The sequence below is a fragment of the Halopenitus persicus genome, from assembly GCF_002355635.1.
GTDB classification, from domain to species: Archaea; Halobacteriota; Halobacteria; order Halobacteriales; family Haloferacaceae; genus Halopenitus; species Halopenitus persicus_A.
On record NZ_AP017558.1, the window covers coordinates 1,155,060 to 1,173,600 of the forward strand.

The 18,541-nt window shown below is 57.0% G+C and carries 16 protein-coding genes and 2 pseudogenes; 10 read left to right on the top strand and 8 right to left on the bottom strand.

Annotation, left to right across the window (positions count from 1 at the left end; all coding sequences use genetic code 11):
• The first annotated feature begins 607 nt into the window (after positions 1-607).
• Positions 608-958: a hypothetical protein gene (locus CPZ00_RS05605; RefSeq protein WP_096390006.1), complete on the top strand. Its 351-nt coding sequence runs from the start codon at positions 608-610 to the stop codon at positions 956-958.
• Positions 959-1,083: 125 nt separating this feature from the next.
• Here CPZ00_RS05605 and CPZ00_RS05610 read toward each other — a convergent pair whose 3' ends face one another.
• Positions 1,084-1,401: a hypothetical protein gene (locus CPZ00_RS05610; protein WP_096390007.1), complete on the bottom strand. Its 318-nt coding sequence runs from the start codon at positions 1,399-1,401 to the stop codon at positions 1,084-1,086.
• 1,229 nt (positions 1,402-2,630) lie between these two features.
• On the opposite strand from CPZ00_RS05610, the gene CPZ00_RS05620 reads away from it, so the two are divergent.
• The gene (locus tag CPZ00_RS05620; RefSeq protein WP_233255141.1) at positions 2,631-3,347 is read left to right on the top strand and encodes a transcription initiation factor IIB family protein; all 717 of its coding nucleotides are present in this window, start codon (positions 2,631-2,633) and stop codon (positions 3,345-3,347) included.
• A 214-nt stretch (positions 3,348-3,561) separates the two neighbouring features.
• Entirely contained in the window at positions 3,562-4,218 is a 657-nt protein-coding gene (locus CPZ00_RS15315; RefSeq protein WP_157744190.1) for a hypothetical protein, read from the top strand.
• Between the two features lie 29 nt (positions 4,219-4,247).
• Here the strand turns inward: CPZ00_RS15315 and CPZ00_RS05630 are convergent, their stop codons facing one another.
• Together CPZ00_RS05630 and CPZ00_RS05635 are read right to left on the bottom strand one after the other, a co-directional pair.
• On the bottom strand, positions 4,248-4,628 hold the full coding sequence (locus tag CPZ00_RS05630; protein ID WP_096390010.1) for a helix-turn-helix transcriptional regulator: 381 nt from the start codon (positions 4,626-4,628) through the stop codon (positions 4,248-4,250).
• A 189-nt stretch (positions 4,629-4,817) separates the two neighbouring features.
• Complete coding sequence (locus CPZ00_RS05635) at positions 4,818-5,060, bottom strand: hypothetical protein (RefSeq protein WP_199243397.1); 243 nt, start codon at positions 5,058-5,060, stop codon at positions 4,818-4,820.
• Positions 5,061-5,119: 59 nt separating this feature from the next.
• On the opposite strand from CPZ00_RS05635, the gene CPZ00_RS05640 reads away from it, so the two are divergent.
• Positions 5,120-5,647, top strand: coding sequence for a DUF1697 domain-containing protein (locus CPZ00_RS05640; RefSeq protein ID WP_096390011.1), 528 nt, complete (start codon positions 5,120-5,122; stop codon positions 5,645-5,647).
• 126 nt (positions 5,648-5,773) lie between these two features.
• Here CPZ00_RS05640 and CPZ00_RS05645 read toward each other — a convergent pair whose 3' ends face one another.
• Together CPZ00_RS05645 and CPZ00_RS05650 are read right to left on the bottom strand one after the other, a co-directional pair.
• Entirely contained in the window at positions 5,774-6,670 is an 897-nt protein-coding gene (locus CPZ00_RS05645; RefSeq protein WP_096390012.1) for a metallophosphoesterase family protein, read from the bottom strand.
• A 93-nt stretch (positions 6,671-6,763) separates the two neighbouring features.
• Positions 6,764-7,432, bottom strand: a complete 669-nt coding sequence (locus CPZ00_RS05650; RefSeq protein ID WP_096390013.1) for a recombinase family protein — start codon at positions 7,430-7,432, stop codon at positions 6,764-6,766.
• 618 nt (positions 7,433-8,050) lie between these two features.
• Here CPZ00_RS05650 and CPZ00_RS16125 point away from each other — a divergent pair.
• A pseudogene (locus CPZ00_RS16125) lies at positions 8,051-8,131 on the top strand (homing endonuclease associated repeat-containing protein); the annotation flags it as partial.
• 91 nt (positions 8,132-8,222) lie between these two features.
• Positions 8,223-8,357 (top strand): annotated as a pseudogene (locus CPZ00_RS16130) (hypothetical protein); the annotation flags it as partial.
• Positions 8,358-8,365: 8 nt separating this feature from the next.
• On the opposite strand, the gene CPZ00_RS05655 reads toward CPZ00_RS16130, so the two are convergent.
• The 3 genes from CPZ00_RS05655 to CPZ00_RS05670 form a co-directional block, all read right to left on the bottom strand.
• Entirely contained in the window at positions 8,366-9,616 is a 1,251-nt protein-coding gene (locus CPZ00_RS05655) for a hypothetical protein (protein ID WP_157744191.1), read from the bottom strand.
• A 215-nt stretch (positions 9,617-9,831) separates the two neighbouring features.
• A complete protein-coding gene (locus tag CPZ00_RS05665) occupies positions 9,832-11,106 on the bottom strand; it encodes a hypothetical protein (protein WP_096390016.1) in 1,275 nt (424 codons plus the stop codon).
• 234 nt (positions 11,107-11,340) lie between these two features.
• The gene (locus CPZ00_RS05670; RefSeq protein WP_233255142.1) at positions 11,341-12,549 is read right to left on the bottom strand and encodes a metallophosphoesterase family protein; all 1,209 of its coding nucleotides are present in this window, start codon (positions 12,547-12,549) and stop codon (positions 11,341-11,343) included.
• Between the two features lie 225 nt (positions 12,550-12,774).
• On the opposite strand from CPZ00_RS05670, the gene CPZ00_RS15320 reads away from it, so the two are divergent.
• Genes CPZ00_RS15320 through brxC form a run of 4 tightly spaced genes read left to right on the top strand, consistent with a single transcriptional unit; the run spans position 12,775 to position 18,443 of the window.
• Positions 12,775-13,425, top strand: a complete 651-nt coding sequence (locus CPZ00_RS15320) for a BrxE family protein (protein ID WP_157744192.1) — start codon at positions 12,775-12,777, stop codon at positions 13,423-13,425.
• Positions 13,426-13,434: 9 nt separating this feature from the next.
• The gene (locus tag CPZ00_RS05675; RefSeq protein ID WP_096390018.1) at positions 13,435-14,247 is read left to right on the top strand and encodes a BrxA family protein; all 813 of its coding nucleotides are present in this window, start codon (positions 13,435-13,437) and stop codon (positions 14,245-14,247) included.
• Positions 14,237-14,806 (top strand): BREX protein BrxB domain-containing protein, encoded by a 570-nt coding sequence (locus CPZ00_RS05680; RefSeq protein WP_096390019.1) that lies wholly within the window; start codon positions 14,237-14,239, stop codon positions 14,804-14,806. Before CPZ00_RS05675 ends, CPZ00_RS05680 begins: the two co-directional genes overlap by 11 nt.
• Positions 14,799-18,443, top strand: a complete 3,645-nt coding sequence (gene brxC / locus CPZ00_RS05685) for a BREX system P-loop protein BrxC (RefSeq protein WP_096390020.1) — start codon at positions 14,799-14,801, stop codon at positions 18,441-18,443. Before CPZ00_RS05680 ends, brxC begins: the two co-directional genes overlap by 8 nt.
• Positions 18,444-18,541 lie beyond the last annotated feature (98 nt).

Below are 18,541 nucleotides of genomic sequence, written 5' to 3' on the forward strand. Positions count from 1 at the left end.
CGCGCACAGAGCCGCCCGTTCGTCCTATTGTCAGGGACGAACGCAGACCAATAGTGCCGCGAGCCTCATCCAGTCCACTCGCTTGGCGCTGGGAAGCAGAGGGGCTCCTGGATGAAGGCAGGCGACAATCCCGTGTTCCCCAGCCCCGGACGGGTAGTCCGCGTGGGAGCCGGGTTATGCGGGTGAGAGTGTCCGGAGATCGCCGGAGCGCGTCGCACTCTTGTGTTCGACGGCGACGCACGTCCAACGATTCTTGTCCGGGCTCTCCGCACGCTGATCTTGTAGATAGTCGCTGAACACGCGAGCCGCGGCTAAGCGAGAACGAGCAAGCCGCGGTTTGAGGTGCGTGTTCATCATCGTGCAGAATTCTCCAACTTCGGATTTCGTGTCGGACGTCACTTACAGGTCAGCGTGGCAGCTGTATTAACTGTAGCTAGGGTATGATACCCACAGTCACGATCTGATGGTCCAATTTCGTTTTCACAGTACTCTGTCGTAACCACTGTGCTGGACGCATCCCCGTAGTGATCCCTTATCAGCAGCCGCGTAGACCGTGTGCTAAACCAGCGACCCAGAGTATTTCTACTTGCGTACGAAACGGCGGAATATGCAACTCACCCGGCTCCAAGCCCGAGCAGTATCCATGCTCCGCGATACAGCCACTGATACCGGACGATTCCTTCTCTTTCTGGTCCTCCTTTCAGCCGCCCTCCTCTGTAGCCTCGTGCTTGCCGTCTTGGGCTACGGTGTCTTCTTCGTGACCGGTGGTACTGAACCACTCATCACTGCGTTCGCTGCTGGCAGCCGCAGCGCCGTCACTTTGCTTAACTCCTTCACTGAAGCCCAATCCTCGTTCTATCTCATGAGCCTGTACAGCGCGCTCTTCATGGGCGCGTTCGCCTACTGGGTCTACCAGAAGACGCTCTCCAGTCTTGGACATCTTCGCAAGTGGGCGTGAACAGCTGTCGGCGGTACAGGGGGCGAATCCAGTCTCAAGAGGCGATGTATTGCAATCCGGCTTTATCAGTGTTTGTAAACCTCGAGCGGAGCAGCTGAAAGTGGGTCGACCGCCAGACGATCGTACTAATCGGCTTGACAGCGGCCTCGGTGGCGAGGTGTGTCCGTGACCGCGACCAGTTCATCGATAAACGCGGCGAGGATCTGTTCAGGATTCTGATCCGGGTCTTCGGGTGACTCCTTCCAGAATTCGACGTCGAACTCTCGTGCAGCCGTTGCCTGCCCCTCTCTGGCGATGACCATGAGAATCGATTGCCGATAGATCACGATCGTCCGGAGTTCGTCGACATCGAGATGTTCGATCTCAGCGGCTGCAAGCGCTTCGAGGAGATCCACTGACTCGGCCAACGAACAGTGGTGCACCGGCTCGTCCTCGCCCGTCATACCGGTCGGTACTACCCCGCTGTACAAGTATATCCGGACACTCAGTGCCGTTCTCTTCAGTGAAAGCACGGGGAAGCGGTGGAGATGAGCGTGATACGGTCGGCCGAGCTGAAGCATTAACCAACGCAGCCATTCGGCCACCAGCAGTTGTTGGTTAAGTCGGTCTCGACATCCGTACTGGTCTTCGAGTCTTCAACCGATACCGCGACGCGTACAACCATCGAAAGCCCTCGGCCGCTCGGCATCCCGCGACCCACGCTGCGCTCCTCGTTTTCACTCGGTGCTAGCGGGGTCGGGGGACGGCCGAGACGGTCTCGCCCTTTCTGAGTCCGCCAGGATATCGGCTGGGTCACCGAGCGTCAAGTCCGGCCGAACAGGTGGTTCGACACGGCCCGCCCCGCTCGCCGCTGCCGCCCTCCGCGTCGCTCGCGACCGACCATTCCGGGCGGGCTTCCGCTCCAGTGGGTGCGGGTCCTGCCGGGCTAAAGTGCATCTGGTCTCGACGCCAGCTTTAAGCGCGTTTTCGGTTTCGCCCCCCGCGGGCTTTCGCGTTCCAGTGCTTTGGGCCGTTCCGCGCGGCGAGCCACACCACGGCTCGCCGTGCTCACGACCGTCGCCCTGGACACGGACCCGCAGTCCGGGCCGGACACGAGAAACGGCTTAAAGCTGGCCGCTCGCTTCGGGCGGGTCGGCGCGCGGTGCTGGTTAGTGGGCCTCCTGAGGCGCGCTCTCGCTCGCGCCCATAGGGCGCTCGCGAAGGCGCGAGCGAGAGCGCGCAGACGAGTCTGTCGGTCGTTGTCGTCGGAAAACCGCGATGCTGGAACATCGCGGTGTCGGGCGCGTGAGCGCCTTCAGGAGTACTAGGAACTCCAATGTCAAGTACGAGCTTTGTGCGGTATGAATCTTCGGTCGAACAGGAATCCAAGAACAGCGAGGCGTCCGAGGAGTCGGTCGTCGAGCACGAGCCAGCCCAGGCGTCGACGTGCGTCGAGTGCGATGGCCGGGTGATCACTGCCGATAATGAGTCGTTCTGTGTGGACTGTGGCCTCATCGTTTCAGCGGAGCACGTCGATCACCGACCGACGCGGGGCGTGCACGGGCCGTCAGACGGGAGCGGTCCCACGGAGTGGAGCTGCGAATCGATCAACCCACTGCGGATCGACAAGGGTCTTCATACGACGTTCTTCCTCGGCAGTGACGGGTACGGAAACTCACTGTCGAGCGAACAGATGGACAAATTCGAGCGGTTGCGCCAGCGGCACAAGCGCTTCCAGGTCGAGGACAAGCGCGCGATTCGGCTCAACGAGGGCTTCCGCGACATCGAGTCGATCACCGGGAATCTAGCACTTCCGGGGTTCGTGGCCGAGGACGCGGGGTTGTTCTTGAAGCAAGCGGCCGACGCGCGCCTGCCCGGTGGGCGGATGTCCTGGGAGGCGCTCGCTGGCGGGGCGGTGCTGCTCGCAGCGAACCAAGCCGGCTTCCCCCGGTCGTGTGACGAAGTCGTGCAGTACACGAAGTCCCCGTACGAGCGAGTGAGCGCGGCAGCGCGGAAGCTGCGGTGTGAGCTCGGCCTGGACGTGCCCCCGGCGCGAGAGGGAGTCGTCGACGATGTGCTCGTTGCGCTTGACGACGTCCTCGACGTGCAGACATGTCTGGAGTTGCGGGAACTCGGTGACCACCTCCTGAAGATCGCCGACGATGAGCCGGTTGGGCCGGGGACGTCGCGCCTGACGATGGGTGCGGCGGCCGTCTACGCGGCGGATCGGCTCACTGACGGGAAGGTCGTGACCCAGGCGCAGGTGGCTGAGGCGGCGAGCACCGTCGTCGATACCTCGAAAAGTCGAGTCAGCCGGTACTCGCAGGCGCTGCACGACGCCTACGTGGGCAGGCACGGAAGCGATGATCCGGGCGCAGTCCTCGAACGCGGCCGCATCCGACTGCGGTAACGGGCTCTCGAAAACCCTCTTTTTCTCGTGACCACCTCCCGGTAACGCCCCACCTCCCCACCCTCCGCTCCCGGCTTCCCTCCGGTCAGCCGGCAGCCACAACCTCATTGACAACACCTGAATGACCGCCATATTTCAGCTGGGGTCGAACTAAACGAGGCCCAGATCTGGGCAGGTTTCTGTTCCCCTCAGTTGCGTGGAGGCAGCGTAGCCAATGGCAACAGACCCTTCGTTCAGACTCAAGCTCAACACTGCAACCGCCCTTCGTGACTGGCTCCTCGATATGAGTCAGTGTGAGCCCACTGAAAGAGCAGTTGCTGAATCACTCGCGGAACTCGCGGCTGGCATCGACGGTCAGCTTCATGGTCAGTCCGAATACCTCGAGATCGCAGTGACGCCGACGAACTTCCCACCGACGAACTCGTCTGCGTCACCCAATGCACAGAGCGACGTTGGTGAGGGCGACGATCTCGCCAGCCAAGACACGGACGCCGGCGTGGGTCCAGTTGAACGTGATCCAGTCGATGACGGTCACAGGGGCCCGTCACAGGTGTATGACGCACTTCCCAACGATGCATGGCACCCACCGACTGGAGGGGATAGGACTCGCTCGGAGGGTTCGTCGACATCGATGACCGATTACCAACAAACGCCGACTGCTGCATCGAGTCGGAATCGCTCCGATCACGATGAGGACTCCGCCGCGTTCCAGTTCGTCACATCGTACGAATGCAGCGTGTGCGGGGCCATTCAGGAGATGGAAACCTCGCTACAGGTCTGTGCGTTTGTCGATGACTGCGCATCCTGTGGCACCGTCGACGTCCGGTTTACCGCGGTCGGAATCCCCGAGCCAATTCACGACTCCACATAATTCCGCCTCTACCTCATCGTTGGTCGTTTTCAGGTATTGCCCAGCCCGACCATTTCATCAATGAAGTCGCAATACTCCTCGACAACCCATTCGCCCCGACCCGTAAGCGTGTACTCTTTCCGCCGATTGTCGCTTTCCTTCGTCTGCTTGTTGACCAACATAGAGTCAACCATTCGATCGAGACTCGGATACAGCCGCCCATGATTGATGTCTTCCGGGTAAAGCTCCTCGAGTGCGTCTTGGAGGTCCACCCCCTCTGCCGGCCCGAGTCGGTAGATCAGCCAGAGGAGGTGGACCTGAAACGCGGTGAGATCTGTCGGGAGATTATACGACGAAAAATCAATCGAGCGAGTGTCCGTCGAATCATCGTCAGAGGACTCCGTCCCATTCGACGAGTCTGACGCGGTCATACCTCGATATTCACTACCGATACCTAAAATGCCACCCGAACGCCGATAGCCGATTCGCCCTCATCATCGTTACTTCGATCACGCCACCTCGTAAGCACCCTCAACGAACGCCACTGGAAAGCTGGTGTGTGATGATAACACGAGAAACTTCCGAGTGAGCGCCTTCAGGGACGAAAATACACGATCCTGTTAGTCGCTATAGGCGTCGAGGAGGTCCCACTCCTCGCGCATCAGTTCGCGGACGCCGTGTTCGAGAATCCCTTCCCCGAGCGAGGTGACCCGATAGTACGAGTAGAGGCCTTCGGTGTCGGGTTGCTTCCGTTTTCGATTCTCGACGAGCCCAACGTCGATGAGTGCGTCGAGATGTCGTGTCGTTCTGGCGCGCGATATGTCGGCGGCTGATATGGAGACGCGACGCAGTTCGTGACTCACGTATCCCGGGCAAGCGTGGGGTTCTATGGCCTCTCTATGTGTAGAATAGTCATTGACCCATGACGACGTACATCGCGTTCCTCCGCGGGATCAACGTTGGCGCCCACAACCGGATGAAGATGACCGAGTTGCGAGCGCTCTTCGAGTCGCTCGGCTACGACGACGTCGAGACGTACATCCAGAGCGGCAACGTCGTGTTCGAGGCCTCGGAATCCGACGAAAAAGCGCTCCGCGAGGACATCCAGGACGCGATTGAGGATGTGTTCGGTTACGACATCTCCGTGATGATCAGGACAGGGACGGAGCTCCAGGACGTCGTGACCGGGCAGCCCTTCGACGTTTCTGCGGAGGATGGCATCAAACACTACGTCACCTTCCTCCACGTGGAGCCGACAGACGAGCAGGTCGAAGCCCTCCTGGACGCACAGAACGAGGCGGAGTCCTTCGTGGTAAGCGGACGCGAGGTCTACAGCGAACTCGACAAGGACGCACTTGGAGACGGTCGGTTTACGGACGCCGGGAAGGTACTCGGGATGGAGGCCACGCGACGGAACTGGGATGTAGTTACGGCCGTCCGGAAAATGTGAGTGAACGCATGGGGCGCGGCGTCCTTGAGCACAGTGACGAGGAGCTGATGCGGCGGGAACACGAGTTCAACGACGGCTATTCGTAATCGGAGTCGCTTGCGACGCCGCAGTCAGAAGGACATATCCTCAGTCGCTTCGCCCCGCGTCAGATTGCTTATCCGCTAACCGGTCGTCCAAGAACCCTCGCAGCTTCGACTCGAACGACGGCGGCGTCGCTCCGTACGACGACGCTGCAAACTCGACTACTTCCTCAACATCGGCTTCCTCTAGTACCGTCCCCAATCCGTAGAGTGCAGAGCGGGCGACCTCACTGTAGAACTCGTCCTCGTCGTAGCAGAACTGGCAGTCCTTCCGCCAGTAGTCGGGGACGAACTGCACGCCCAGTGCTTGATGCCTGGGGCAGATCCCTTTCCGGACCTTCCCGATGTTTCGGAAGTCAATCTTCCACGCTCCGTCAGGCGCGATCTCGACAACGAAGTACGCGCCGAGAAGCGCATCGGCACCATGGTCTGCCGTTCGGTAGAGAAACGCCGTGTTGAGTGCCTTGTTCTTGTATCGGCCCGTGTGTATATGGCCCGAGAAGTACGCTTTGCCCGCGAAGTGGTCCAGTAGCTCGGGATACCAGTAGTGGGTGACGAGGATTGTGTCGTCTTCGACGAGCTCGACATCCTGGGTGAACGTTTCTCCAGCAACGGTGATCACGTCATCTTCGGGGATGAACGTCCCTGGCAGGTCGTAGTCTTGGAACGGCCGTTCCGGGCCGATTGCCCCATCACGGTTCCCCCAGATGTAGAGGAGTTCTCCCCGCTCGTTGAGGGCCTCGAACTGCGGCGTGATCGCCTCGAGCTGCTCACGGCCTTCGTCGACGCCGTCGAACCACGCGTTCGTGATATCGCCGACGTGAATGACGAAGTCGAATTCCTCGCCATCCGTCCCATCTACGACCCGTTCCATGGAGGTTACGTCGCCGTGATTGTCTCCCATGCAGAGGAAGCGCAGTGTCTCGTCATCGTCAGCTGTCATGGGGAATCGCTCTCGTATGGAGTGAGGGAGTTCATACGAGCCCTGCCTCCTCAAAGGCTTTCTCTGGATTGAGGTCCAAGGAGATACTCCCTGTCATGGGTTCTCGCTTCTCTGGAGGTACCGCTCACGGTGCTCCAGTATCCCGGACATCGTCGAAGGTGCGATACCTAGCTGCTCTTGAACATCCCGGTACGTTGCTCCGTCATCGACCATCTGGATGGCCTCGACGACATCTGCGAAACGCCCCTCACGGTCCGGAACCCACTGCTCACCCGCCTCGTCGAATCGAAACCCAATGGGAGGCCGTCCATGGTCGTAGCCATTGTCGATGCGTTCTTGGACGGCCTCACGGGCCCGCTGGATCTCCTTCTTCTTCGCTTCGTGTTCACTGGCGGCTTGGAGGACCTCCACGGCCGCCTGCACCGGGTCGGACAAGTCCAGCTTCCCCTCCTGGAAGGTGTGTGCTTCGACGTCGTGTTCGCGAAGGTCAAGGACGAGACGCATCGTCTCGTCGAAGTCGCGGGCGAGGCGGCGTTTGTCGTTGACGATGACCGCCGCAATCTCTCCGGACTTCACGCGCTCCCGAACCGTCTGGTACTCCTCGCGACTCTCGTCGAAGCCGGAGGATTGTTCGCCGTCGTCGTAGATGGTTTCCAGCGTCAGGCCGTTCTCGTCGACATACTCGCGGATGTGGCGTTTCTGGCGGTCGAGGGACGTATCCGATTCTTGGGAGAGCCTGGTGTACCCGATAACGCTACTCATCGACCACAGACACCTCTAGGGTGCTTCCCGACTTCACTTTCCAGTCAAGACGCTTTCCGTCGAGATCCATCGCTTCGGCGATGCCCTTCGGCACCGTGACCTTGTACTGCCCATTCGACCCCTGACTGACTCGTGTTTTTGGCATTCTCTGTATAGGCCTAAGAACAGGACTAAACTTAGTTCTATCTCAGATGTTCGGGAAACCCCGGTTTCTCGAACGGCTCCGGCCTCTACAATAATCCTGCAACATATGCCTGATTGCTTTCAAAAATTGCGGTGTATAACCTCATCCGGTTCGATATAGTTAGCAGTCACTAGGTGACGACTTGTAGAAGGGCTCCGCACCGACACCGGTACACTGTTCCTGACAGGAGGTGGGTAGAGTTTGATCCAAAGCGGTAATGCATCAGAGATCTGCCTCTCAGGGATGACGTACAATTGTCGCTTCGGATAATCGAATAAGGCCAAGCCCGCTGTCGGTCTCGAAACGGTCGACGCCGACGAGACGCCCATAACGTATTCTGATACGGAAGTATGTAAGATGCTGGATGAACTTGCTGCGAGCGTCGACCAACCGTCGACAATCCGTGATGTTGAGAACGCCGATGACCACCCAATCATACGACATTCGAGAGACGGTTTGGATCATGGAACGAAGCGAAAAACGCTGCAGGCCTTCCCGTCATCGAACGGGCCTAGAGCACCCCCAGCGTAACCTACTCCGATGAGGACCTCCTCCACGCACTTCGCCCTTCACAAAGGAGAATGACAAACCGCTCACCAAAGAGATCTCGATGCAGCCCACGGCTATTCGAGTGCGTCTACCTACACGCGCCGGTTCGGCTTCTGGACAAGAACCAAACAACGGGCCGGCATCGGAGATGAGGTATTCATCTATGACGATCGATTCGAAGTCACCTATTAGCCTGTTCGCTATGCTGGTGGAAAAAGTTCGGGCTGATAGTATCCTTCCAGAATCCGCTCGATGTCTCCGTCCATATCGAGACACCGCTCAAGTTGCGCAAGAACAACCTCGCGGGTAACGATCAGTAACTCCGGACGCTTCTTGTATTCAGAATCGTATTCCTCCTCATTCCGCCCGACCTCGCGTGTGATATCGCTCAGCGGGCTACTATTGAACATCGGTTTGTGAAAGAGCGGGTAGATGGCTTTCCGGAAGTCACTTTGCATCAAACGGAGGTCATTGGAGACGACAAATGAAAGGTATGCTGCCAGAATCGTGCCCAACGCGTCTGCCGTAAGTATCAGCAAATACCCATCGTACTCGTCGTAGGCCTCATACATGTCGTCGTGGAAATCGATCTCCTTCTGCCCATCGAATCCTAAGACCACGAACGTGTGAGCAATCCAGTCAGCCGGGACGGACTCCCGCCGAGCTCGGCGGAGATACACATCGTGTTTCCCCGTGGTTTTTTCGCTGCCAAAGTTGCCTGTGGCCCCCGATTTTGTGTCCACGACACCAAGGATGGTATCGTACTCTTTGGGCGGGACGATCCCGCTAATGCGAAAGAGTGTGTCGGGCAGAATCTCACCGACGTCATCCTCTCCACCTGCATCAGGGTATGTCGGGAAGAGATGCGAGAAGGCAGCCTCGGCGACTTTCTCCAGTCGAGTACCTTTGCCTGATGCAATCTCATTGTTCAACCGCAGCAGTTTCATCTCGTTTAATTCTGTGAGGATGTACCGCGGATTCGAACGAAGCCGGGTAATGAGCGGGGTCGTCTCCTCAGAATGGCGGTTGGCCGTGAGGTCGGACTCCAGTTTTTCGATGGATTGGATAGCTGCGAGATGATGCGTGATGAGATCGTCCTCGGTGAGCATGGTGAACGGAATCGTATAGATGAGATGCCCACCAGCGAACAGCGATTGGATCTCCAAGAGATCCCCAACGGTGTCCTCTGGGGTAATGAGTAAGGTGGGAGTATCTGTGATGAGCGTCTCCATACAGATCGTGTTCACTGTCCCGCGGTAATCGCTCGGAGAGACGATGAGATAGATATTGATGCCGTCTTCGGTGGTCGCGGTAACATACCGGGGCATCTGTCGCTCGTCAACCTCGCAATCCCCCAATCCTACGTGGTCAGCAATCGCTGTCACGACCGCCTGATATTCGATTTCGTGGTACGTGTGATCAGAAACAGGGACTGCATGGGAGTGACCCACATCGCATTCTCCTTCCAAGCGGTCTCCTTGCCGAGTCCAGTCACAGAATTCCAAACAGCCTGATTCAGGACACCGACTAGGTTCGCGAATGTCTGAAGAGATGTACCTCGTATGTTGTACTGAAGAAGGAACATCATCACCATTGAACGAGGAACTTCCACCCGCGAGGGTGATGAGATCGTCCAGACCAGCAATTGTCTCAGAATCCATAGGAATCACGCCGAATCGAAGAAGATTTCCAGTGCTCGCTGGTCCCGCGAGGGGAGTCGGCCCTGTCCGAGACTCTGCCAGGTCCCATCTTTGAATTCTACGGACCGGTTGCTAATGGTCAACACGAAGGCCTGCTTTTCGGAATCGGCCTTCCGAATCAGGTCTCTGAATCCTTCCTCAAGGCCATCAACTGTCCCGAATAAGTTCTCAAGAGTGGCTACAAGTTGGAATCTGCTCGTTGAAATGGACTGATCGTCGGTGATATTCGATCCGCTGATCTCGATCGTCTGTACGCGGTCTTTCAGATCGTCTCGCGTCTCGAGAGGGAGGTCCATCTTCTCGATATCTTCAATAGCCTCTTCACTTCGCGCCTCAATACAGGAAGCGGCGGCTGCCAACGGGTCGTTCCCTAATTTGACTGCCTCAACCATCTCTTCTTCAACCTCTGCAGCAACCTCCGAGGTACGCGCTTCTAACTTTGAGAACACGTCCTCGACCCCGAAGACAGTCGCAAAAAACTGCGTTAGAGCAGTATGCCATCCGCTTTCCGGTTTCGTGAGGATGACCTCAGTCTCACTGTCGCGACGTTCGACTTGGAGGCGTTGTGTTTTGACCTGGTGGATCTCGATCGTCGTGACTTCGGGAATCGTTGGTGGCTCCGATTGGTCGTCACGACGGAATTGGAAGACCTCAGGGTGCTTTGGTCCCGTCTCTAAGTATAGTTTGAATGTCGAGACAGACTCGGTTCGAAACTCGGTTTCCACACGGATGGGAGTCGACTGGTCCAGGTCGTGGTTCCATTTTTCGTGGAACGAATCGAGGCGTTCATCTAGTGCCTCAAAGTCAATCTCACACGGAAGAATCCGGCCCCGAATCGCTGCGTACTCACGGATTCGTGAACGAGCAATGAGCACCTCAAGTTCATCGACCAATCCCTCCTCATAGAGTAAGAGCAGTAATTCGTAGCGAGAACTTACGTTGAGTTTGTCCGTCTCGACATCTTGGAGCTGCGCGAGATATTCGACGGCCGGATCGGTCCGAACGTTCTCATCAGCGAGCGTCTGATAGTGATCGAGGAACCGTCGCGTCTGATCTAATAATCGACTCGCCAGAATCTTCCGGAGCTGATCAGTACTGAACGCTCCCTTGCCGATTGGCCGGCACTCGATTTCCGTACAGTGACAGTTGAAAAGCCGGACGAGGATCTCCTTTCTGCGGGGACTGAGCTCGCGATAGATGTCCTCATCATACTCGAGTTCGTCAGGCTTTGTGATAGCCACAATTACCCTTACTGTATAATGCGTTATATTAACATTTACGCCATTTAAAAAGCCCTGACATAAGACTGGAACGTCAAGCAGATAAAGAGAGTCATCAGAACCGGGGCCCACGCTGCGATAGCACTCGGTGCCCCAGAACTTCCTGAATCGCTCTTGCGAAATGAATTGTTCCCTGATTGGATTCCTCCTTCCCTTAGACGTCCCATCGTCCCCAGAGCCAACCTGAGTATACGATCACAGCTTGTGCCGCCTGGTATCGATAGAGTCTACGGATACTGTTAGTTCTGTCACGAACGCGTCGTGGTCTCGGTACGGCTCGCTAATCCGCATCGCTGGTCCGGTATAGAACACCGGCGTTCCATCACTCGCCTCGAACGAATACCCACTCTCGAAATCCCGCTTCTTTGGACGGTGCTCATCACCAATTAGCACGCAATCGAACGATATCCGTGACTGGGCGAGTAGCCGATCCAGATCAACATCAGCGTCGTGCCGTCGGTACGGTGTCAACCCATCGTGCAGACACAGCACATTCGGCCCAGGGGACGCTGCCCCGAATGCGATGTCAGACGGCATCCACTCCCGAGAGTAGAACTTCCCGACGTCGTCGATTCCCACGTTCCCCGCGGGAATCCCGTACGCATCAACCGGGCCGCCAGCAACAGGCGTTGGGTTCGTCGATAATTCTGTGAGGTGCCCTTTCCGTACCTGAGATTTGAGCCACCCAATCCCGTCTACAGAATCCTGGTGCTGCGGATTCGCCGAGTCGTGATCATGCGATCCGATAATGCAGTACACCGGGACTCCCAGGCCAGACAACGCCGCCAAGAACGTCTCTGTTGTATCAAGCGTCGCTTGGTCCACTTCATGATCCAGAATATCGCCGGTGTGAACGACTGCGTCCACACTACGCTCCATCGCAATCTGCGTAATTCGCCTGAACGTCTCCTCGCTGGAAATTTCCCGAACCCACGACACCGTATTTCCTCGACCCGTTTTCTCGCGATTCTCATATCCAAGATGCGTATCGCTCACAAACAGGACCGTCGTTTCAGCTTCAGACGCTCCACGCCCCCTGTTCCCTCGTGCCTGACGAACCCGTTTAGGATCAAGTAAGATATTGACTCCGTCACCTGGCCGATCAGCTGCCGGTTCAGCCGGGAACTCCGCCAGCAGCGAGATCGCCCGATCAATCCCGTCCGACGAGACGTTTACTGGAAGTACTTCTCTCGACTCCGGCGCAATCGGTAACTTCGCACCCGCCGGGACATACCGACTATCTTCCTCTCGCGGCTCTGCCACCGTAATCGCCGAAAACTCCGTCACCCGATCCCCATTCCCATGTCGCCGCGCGTAGTCCTTCCGCTTCCCCCAATTCCGCTCCTTCTGCTGAGCCCCGTAACACGACGCCTCATCAGCCAGCAACTCATCACCGTACAGCACGGACCGCAACGCCAACTTCCACTCCAAATCCGCTCCAGAAGGGACCGATCCGTATAGAACAGAGAGAGAATCGTAGAGTTCAGTCAACTCATTCCCGGAACCCATCGTATACAGTATCCAACCTCTGTCTGGCGATATTAAACCCGCGATGTGCTGAACGTACAGTTTTCCCTTCAGAAAACGGGAGGCGTTGGTTCTAAGCCACCACCTCTTGTGGATGTAAATATGACCTCAACTGATCTCGCCGATGCGTTCGTCTCGACTAAAGAAGTCCTCAACGCAGCGGGTATCGATGACGAGTTCTTTCTTGACTTAATCGCCTCACGTCTGTTGATAGAGCGCGTGGGCGAGTCGAACAACCAAGGTTGGTGGGACTCACGGGTCCTGTCTAAAACGGGCCGGGCACGACTCGACGAAGTAACACCGAAAACGCAACTCCAATCTCGAATCACCCTCGCATCGAAAGTCGGTCGCAAAGCAGAATCAGACCACCTCCCAGCAGATACTATCTCTCTGTTCTCGTTCGGCCCGCAAGTGGAATCACGTATCTCTGCTGCCATCGAAGACATCGATGTTTCGGATGACCAGCCCCTGGAAGCCCTTGAGAGCGTCTCCGTTCAATCGCTGAGTGAAGGGTGGACAGACGGAATCATCGAGCAAACTGGATCAAACATTACAACAGCATCAACTTCGCTCACTGACCCAGGATCCGGTGATTCATTCCGTATCGAGGACGATGGGTACACACAGTCCGAGATCGAACCAGAGAAATGGCGGCTGCTGGTCACCCTTCTGCAAGGGTACGGGTATAGCACCGACCGCCTCTGCATACCGTTCTACCCCCTCAAGTCAGAACTTAAATCCGAAAGCGCGTGAGATATCCATATGAGTAACGAGCATATCAAGCCGAAGGATGGCGAGGAAACAGACGCAGCGGCGAGTCTCGACCCGAAGATCGCCCATCACAGCACGTATATCGACGAGACGAAACGTATCCTTCGTACGTACGTCGAATGCGAATCATATGAAGACCTGGAGCGACGGGTCGTCGAAGAGAACATCCTGAACAAGGACACGGACGAGTATCGAACAAACATTCTCCGCGAAGTCACACGTCGCCACATCCCCGATAAAGAGGAATACACAGAGACGCCGCTGATGAAGATCATGTCGGCTGATGTCCGGAGCGACGTAACCGACTGGTGTCTCTACTACGAATTCGCGCAAGATCCGTTCATTCGCCTCGTCACCCTCGATTTCCTGTATCCTGAATTCGAACGGGGAACCCTCTCCGTGCAAGCTACGGACATCGTCACATTCATCGAATCGATTCAAGAGGACTATGACGACCTGCGTGACCGATCCGAATCGACGATCAACGAAGCCGCCACGAAGTACCTCACCGCACTCCGGAACTACGGGCTCCTAGAAGGCACCCAACGCAAGGAATTCGCCGTCACCTACGTCCCCGACGAAACAGTTGCGTACGTCGTCTACCGGCTCTTCCAGAAGGGAGCGAAGTCCGCATCAGACGTCATCGAACACGACGACTGGAAGTTATTCCTGATGAACGAATCCGAAGTCCAGCGCCGGATCCGAGACATCTCACCCCAATATGTGAGCTATGAGAAGCGCGGCTCGACAGAACGACTAATTACAAAGCATGACAGCATAGAAGACCTAATAGATGCTTTCTGACTTTCAAGCACGGCTCGAAGAAGTAGAACGACTCGTCAGAGACGATAGAGACGAAGTCGGAAAGCGCGCTGGGGTTCCCTTCATCGTCTTCACCTACGACCCTGATGACGAACTCGAAGTCGATGAAGAGGTTCGAAACCTCATCGAGAAACTGGAGTATCACGACCAAACCGTCGCAGGAGTCGATATGCGCGAACTGGTCTTCAGCATCCTCGAAGACCGCGGCATCCTAGAGAACGTGATCGATCTCGAACGCCGGGATCGAGACCAGTTACTCGACGGACTGAAATCGTCGCTTCTGGACGACGGCGAGATGGGACAGTTAGCGTCGGCCATCGCAACGGCGGCTGAAGACGCTGACACTGTGATTGTCTACCGGATGGGTATTCTGTATCCGTTCGCCAGTGCCTCCACACTCATGGGGCAATTAGAAATGAATACACCGGACGACACGCCCATCGTATTCTGCTACCCGGCGAAAGTCGATGACAAGAGTTTAAGATTCCTCGATGAATCGGAGGGGACATATTACCGTGCAAGGGTGATCGGACATGAGTGATACTACCTCCTCCCACCAGATTCACGAGATCTTCTACCGGCCAATCAATCGGAAGATCGACCGGGTCGTCAAAGTAGATAACGACGACCCGAGCGTCGTCAAGAAAGAACTCGAAGAGTACATCCTCACGCCACAGCTCGAACGGCACTTCTCCGACGCGTTAGAGGCCGTCATCGATACGGAACACGCACAGACCGAAGACGTCGGGATGTGGGTCTCCGGCTTCTTCGGCTCGGGGAAGAGCCACTACATGAAAATCCTCGGGCACATCCTCGAAAACCGCGAATTCGAAGACACACACGCGGCCGAGATGTTCCGGGATCGAATCGAGGGCAACGAGATGCTCGACGGAGCGGTCTCGTCTGTCACCCAGAAGTTCGATTCCGAGGTGCTGATGTTCCAGATCGGCGCGAAAGCCGACGCATCCGGGAGCGAATCCATCACGGAGATCATCCACCGCGAGTTCAACATCTCCCGTGGCTACGCCTCGATGCCCTGGGTCGCCCAAATGGAGCAGGAACTCGAATCGCGCGGCGTGTACGACGAGTTCGTCGACGCCATCGAAGCGAACACCGGGAAAGACTGGACGGAAGCCCGCAAGGACGCCATGTTCGTCCGGTCCGACATGGAGACCGCATTAGTCGAGGCCACCGATGAATTCGACGACGAAGACGATGCGGCTCGGGCGATCGACGACGTTCAGGACAACGTTCTGATCAACGCGTCCACACTCGCCGAAGACATCGTGGACTACGTCGAACAACGGGAAGCCGAGACCGGCGACAACTGTCGGTACTTCGTGTTCATCGACGAGATATCGCAGTTCATCGGCGACGACGGGCAACTCCTCTTGGAACTCCAGAGCATCGTCGAGGAATTCGGGCAGAAGGGCAAAGGTAAGCTCTTCCTCGGAGTCACCTCGCAGGAGCAGCTCCAACAACTCATTCCCGGCGTCCTGGAGAAAGAAGCCGAGGAGTCGAAAGTCATCGACCGCTTCCCGCATCGGTTCGACCTCACCTCCGAGAACCTCGACAAGGTCGTCCGCGACCGTGTCCTCAGCAAAAAAGGTGAATTCAGAGGCATCCTCGGCAATCTGTATGACCAGCACGAGGGTATCCTTTCCGCCAGATACAAACTCGACTCCAGTCAGAGCCTGAAGCCGATTAACGAAGAGAACTTCATCGACTGCTACCCGTTCCTTCCCTACCAACTCGATATCCTCCCGGAGATGTTCAAGGCTCTCGGGAAGGGCTCGGACGACCAGCTGGCAGGGAGTGAACGCACACTGATCGACGTCACCCAGAGCGTCCTCAAGGACGAGGACCACCTCTACAACGACGAACTCGGGGCACTCGTCACGCTGGACATGATCTTCGACGAGATCAGCAACGACATCCCCAGCAGTGACGTCAAGTCTATCCGCGAGGCGCGACCGAAAGATGCCGACCCGGAAATCGCACGACGCGTCCTCAAGTCTCTTTATCTCCTCCAGCAGCTCCCGTGGATTCCGAATACAGCCGACAACATTGCGACATCACTCCAGACGGAACTCGGCCCCACGCAGCAACTAGAGGGTGACGTCGAAGAGACGCTGGATGCACTCGTCGACGCCGGCTACGTCGGGCGGAGCGAAGAAGGCTACCGGTTCCTCCGTGAGACTGAGCGGGAACTCGAAAACGAAATCAAGGGCATCGAAGTCGGCCCAGGCGACATTCGGCGCTCGTCCAAACGCTTCCTGAACGACATCCTCGACGAAACGTCCCGCGTCAACTACCAGGGGAAGACGTTCCAGGTGAACCTGAGCATCGACGGCGAGGAAATCACGTCGAAGGGCTACATCGACCTCAAAACGTACTCGCCGATCTACCAGCGATACGAGGATCTCGACCCTGACGGTCTGAAAACGCAGAGTTTCAGCGAGGACGGCACGCTGTACTGGATCGCCGACAATGAGAAACAGCACGACATCTACGAGAAGCTGAAGTCGATTTTCCAAATCAACACCGTCGTCAAAGAAAAGCGCGGCAACGAACTCAGCCAAGAGGAACAGGAAGCCCTCGGCCAGAAGCAGGAAGACCTCCAGCGCCTCCGCAACGAGGTCGAACGCGAGTTCAAACGCAGCTTCCAGCGCGGAGTCCTCATCTACAACGGCGACACCGAGGAGTTCGACACCACGAGCACCTCGCTTACCTCACTCGTCGCCCGAAAGACTGACAACGCCATTCCGAAGGTGTTCACGAGCTTCAAACACGGCTCTGCGACGGTCAAAGACCGACACATCGAGCAGATCTTCGGCGACCTCAGCGGGTCGTCGAACCCGTCAGTCTTCTCCGACCTGGGTGTTGTGCAGGACGGCGAACTCATCGCCGAAGCCCGCATCTCCTCAGAAGTCGAAGACGAGATCCAACGCCGTGAGAAGGCAGGCGAATCCCGTACTGGAAGCGACCTGATCGACCACTTTGCCGAACCACCGTATGGGTGGAGCCGCGAAGTCGTCAGGCTCGCCGCGGCCGTGCTCTTCCGCAACGGCTCGATCATCCCGACGTACAAGGAACGAACCTACGGGACGTACACGGAAGACGGCGCACAGGAGCTGTTCACCCAGGTCACGAAGTTCAAGTCCACCTCTTTCGACGAGCGCGAGACTGTCGACATCGACACGCGAACGGACGCCAAGCAGCTCCTCGACCGCCTATTCGACCGAAAGGTCAAATCCACGGACCAGGCCGTCGACGAAGGCATCCGAGAGGAAGCCAACAATTGGGTCTCGACCACCAGCACACTCCTCTCGCAGCTTCGTCGGGTAGACTTCCCGCTCACGGACGACGTCGAGCAGTTCCAAACACGGCTGAAGAACCTGCTTCAACAACCCACGTCGGCCAAGCGCATCAAGCAGTTCGTCAAGTTCGAGGACGAACTCGAAGGTCTCACCAAAACCGCGAAAGACGTCGCCGAGTTCTGCGGTGAGAACGGCGGTGAAGACCGTCTGAAGGAGTACGAGACGATACAGCGATTCATCACGACCGAGTGGGAATCGCTCGTCGACGAAGCAGATGATCACGCCGCCCTCGTCGACATCAGCGACGACGTACGCGACGCCGCCAACCGTGTCAAGAACACGCTCGACACCGAGGGCGTCATCAGCCAGTGGAACAACGTCAAGACGGACTATCGAGCCGCAGCAGAAGCCTTCACCGCAACCTACGAAGCGCTGTACGAGAAACGGCACGAAACGTACACAAACTCCATCGACTCGGTGAAAGCATACGCCGGCTCCGACATCGACGAGAACGATCTCGACTCGGCCCTTTCGGACCTGACGGAGCGGCAGGGCGACGGATCGGTCGATCTCGACATCTCGAATAAGGACCAAATCAATCCGGACCCTTCACTCACCCGTCTCATCGAACACATCCAAACCGTCGATGCGTACGAGAGCGCGGCAAAAACCAAAATCGACGACCTGGACGATGACGACGACGATGGAACGATTCGCGAGAGCGTAGATATCGATGACATCTTCGGGAGCGTCGTCGTGACTGACCCCGAGGACATCGACGCACCAATCAGTGAACTTCGGGGGGAGATCGAAAACCTCCTCGATCAAGAGGGCGAGGTAGAAATCCGATTCCGGTAATCGCGTTTCGTCCCATCTCACTCTTTCAGATATTGTTCCTTCGAGTGTTGTAGAAGATGATGAGTGTATGGCGAAGTCATATTATTGGTTACGTGTGA

Excerpts from the sequence above, each read along its gene's own strand:
- CPZ00_RS05605 (WP_096390006.1), top strand. The coding sequence starts at position 608 with ATGCAACTCACCCGGCTCCAAGCCCGAGCAGTATCCATGCTCCGCGAT.
- CPZ00_RS05610 (WP_096390007.1), bottom strand. The coding sequence starts at position 1,401 with ATGACGGGCGAGGACGAGCCGGTGCACCACTGTTCGTTGGCCGAGTCA.
- CPZ00_RS05620 (WP_233255141.1), top strand. The coding sequence starts at position 2,631 with ATGGACAAATTCGAGCGGTTGCGCCAGCGGCACAAGCGCTTCCAGGTC.
- CPZ00_RS15315 (WP_157744190.1), top strand. The coding sequence starts at position 3,562 with ATGGCAACAGACCCTTCGTTCAGACTCAAGCTCAACACTGCAACCGCC.
- CPZ00_RS05630 (WP_096390010.1), bottom strand. The coding sequence starts at position 4,628 with ATGACCGCGTCAGACTCGTCGAATGGGACGGAGTCCTCTGACGATGAT.
- CPZ00_RS05640 (WP_096390011.1), top strand. The coding sequence starts at position 5,120 with ATGACGACGTACATCGCGTTCCTCCGCGGGATCAACGTTGGCGCCCAC.
- CPZ00_RS05645 (WP_096390012.1), bottom strand. The coding sequence starts at position 6,670 with ATGACAGCTGACGATGACGAGACACTGCGCTTCCTCTGCATGGGAGAC.
- CPZ00_RS05650 (WP_096390013.1), bottom strand. The coding sequence starts at position 7,432 with ATGAGTAGCGTTATCGGGTACACCAGGCTCTCCCAAGAATCGGATACG.
- CPZ00_RS15320 (WP_157744192.1), top strand. The coding sequence starts at position 12,775 with ATGACCTCAACTGATCTCGCCGATGCGTTCGTCTCGACTAAAGAAGTC.
- CPZ00_RS05675 (WP_096390018.1), top strand. The coding sequence starts at position 13,435 with ATGAGTAACGAGCATATCAAGCCGAAGGATGGCGAGGAAACAGACGCA.
- CPZ00_RS05680 (WP_096390019.1), top strand. The coding sequence starts at position 14,237 with ATGCTTTCTGACTTTCAAGCACGGCTCGAAGAAGTAGAACGACTCGTC.
- brxC (WP_096390020.1), top strand. The coding sequence starts at position 14,799 with ATGAGTGATACTACCTCCTCCCACCAGATTCACGAGATCTTCTACCGG.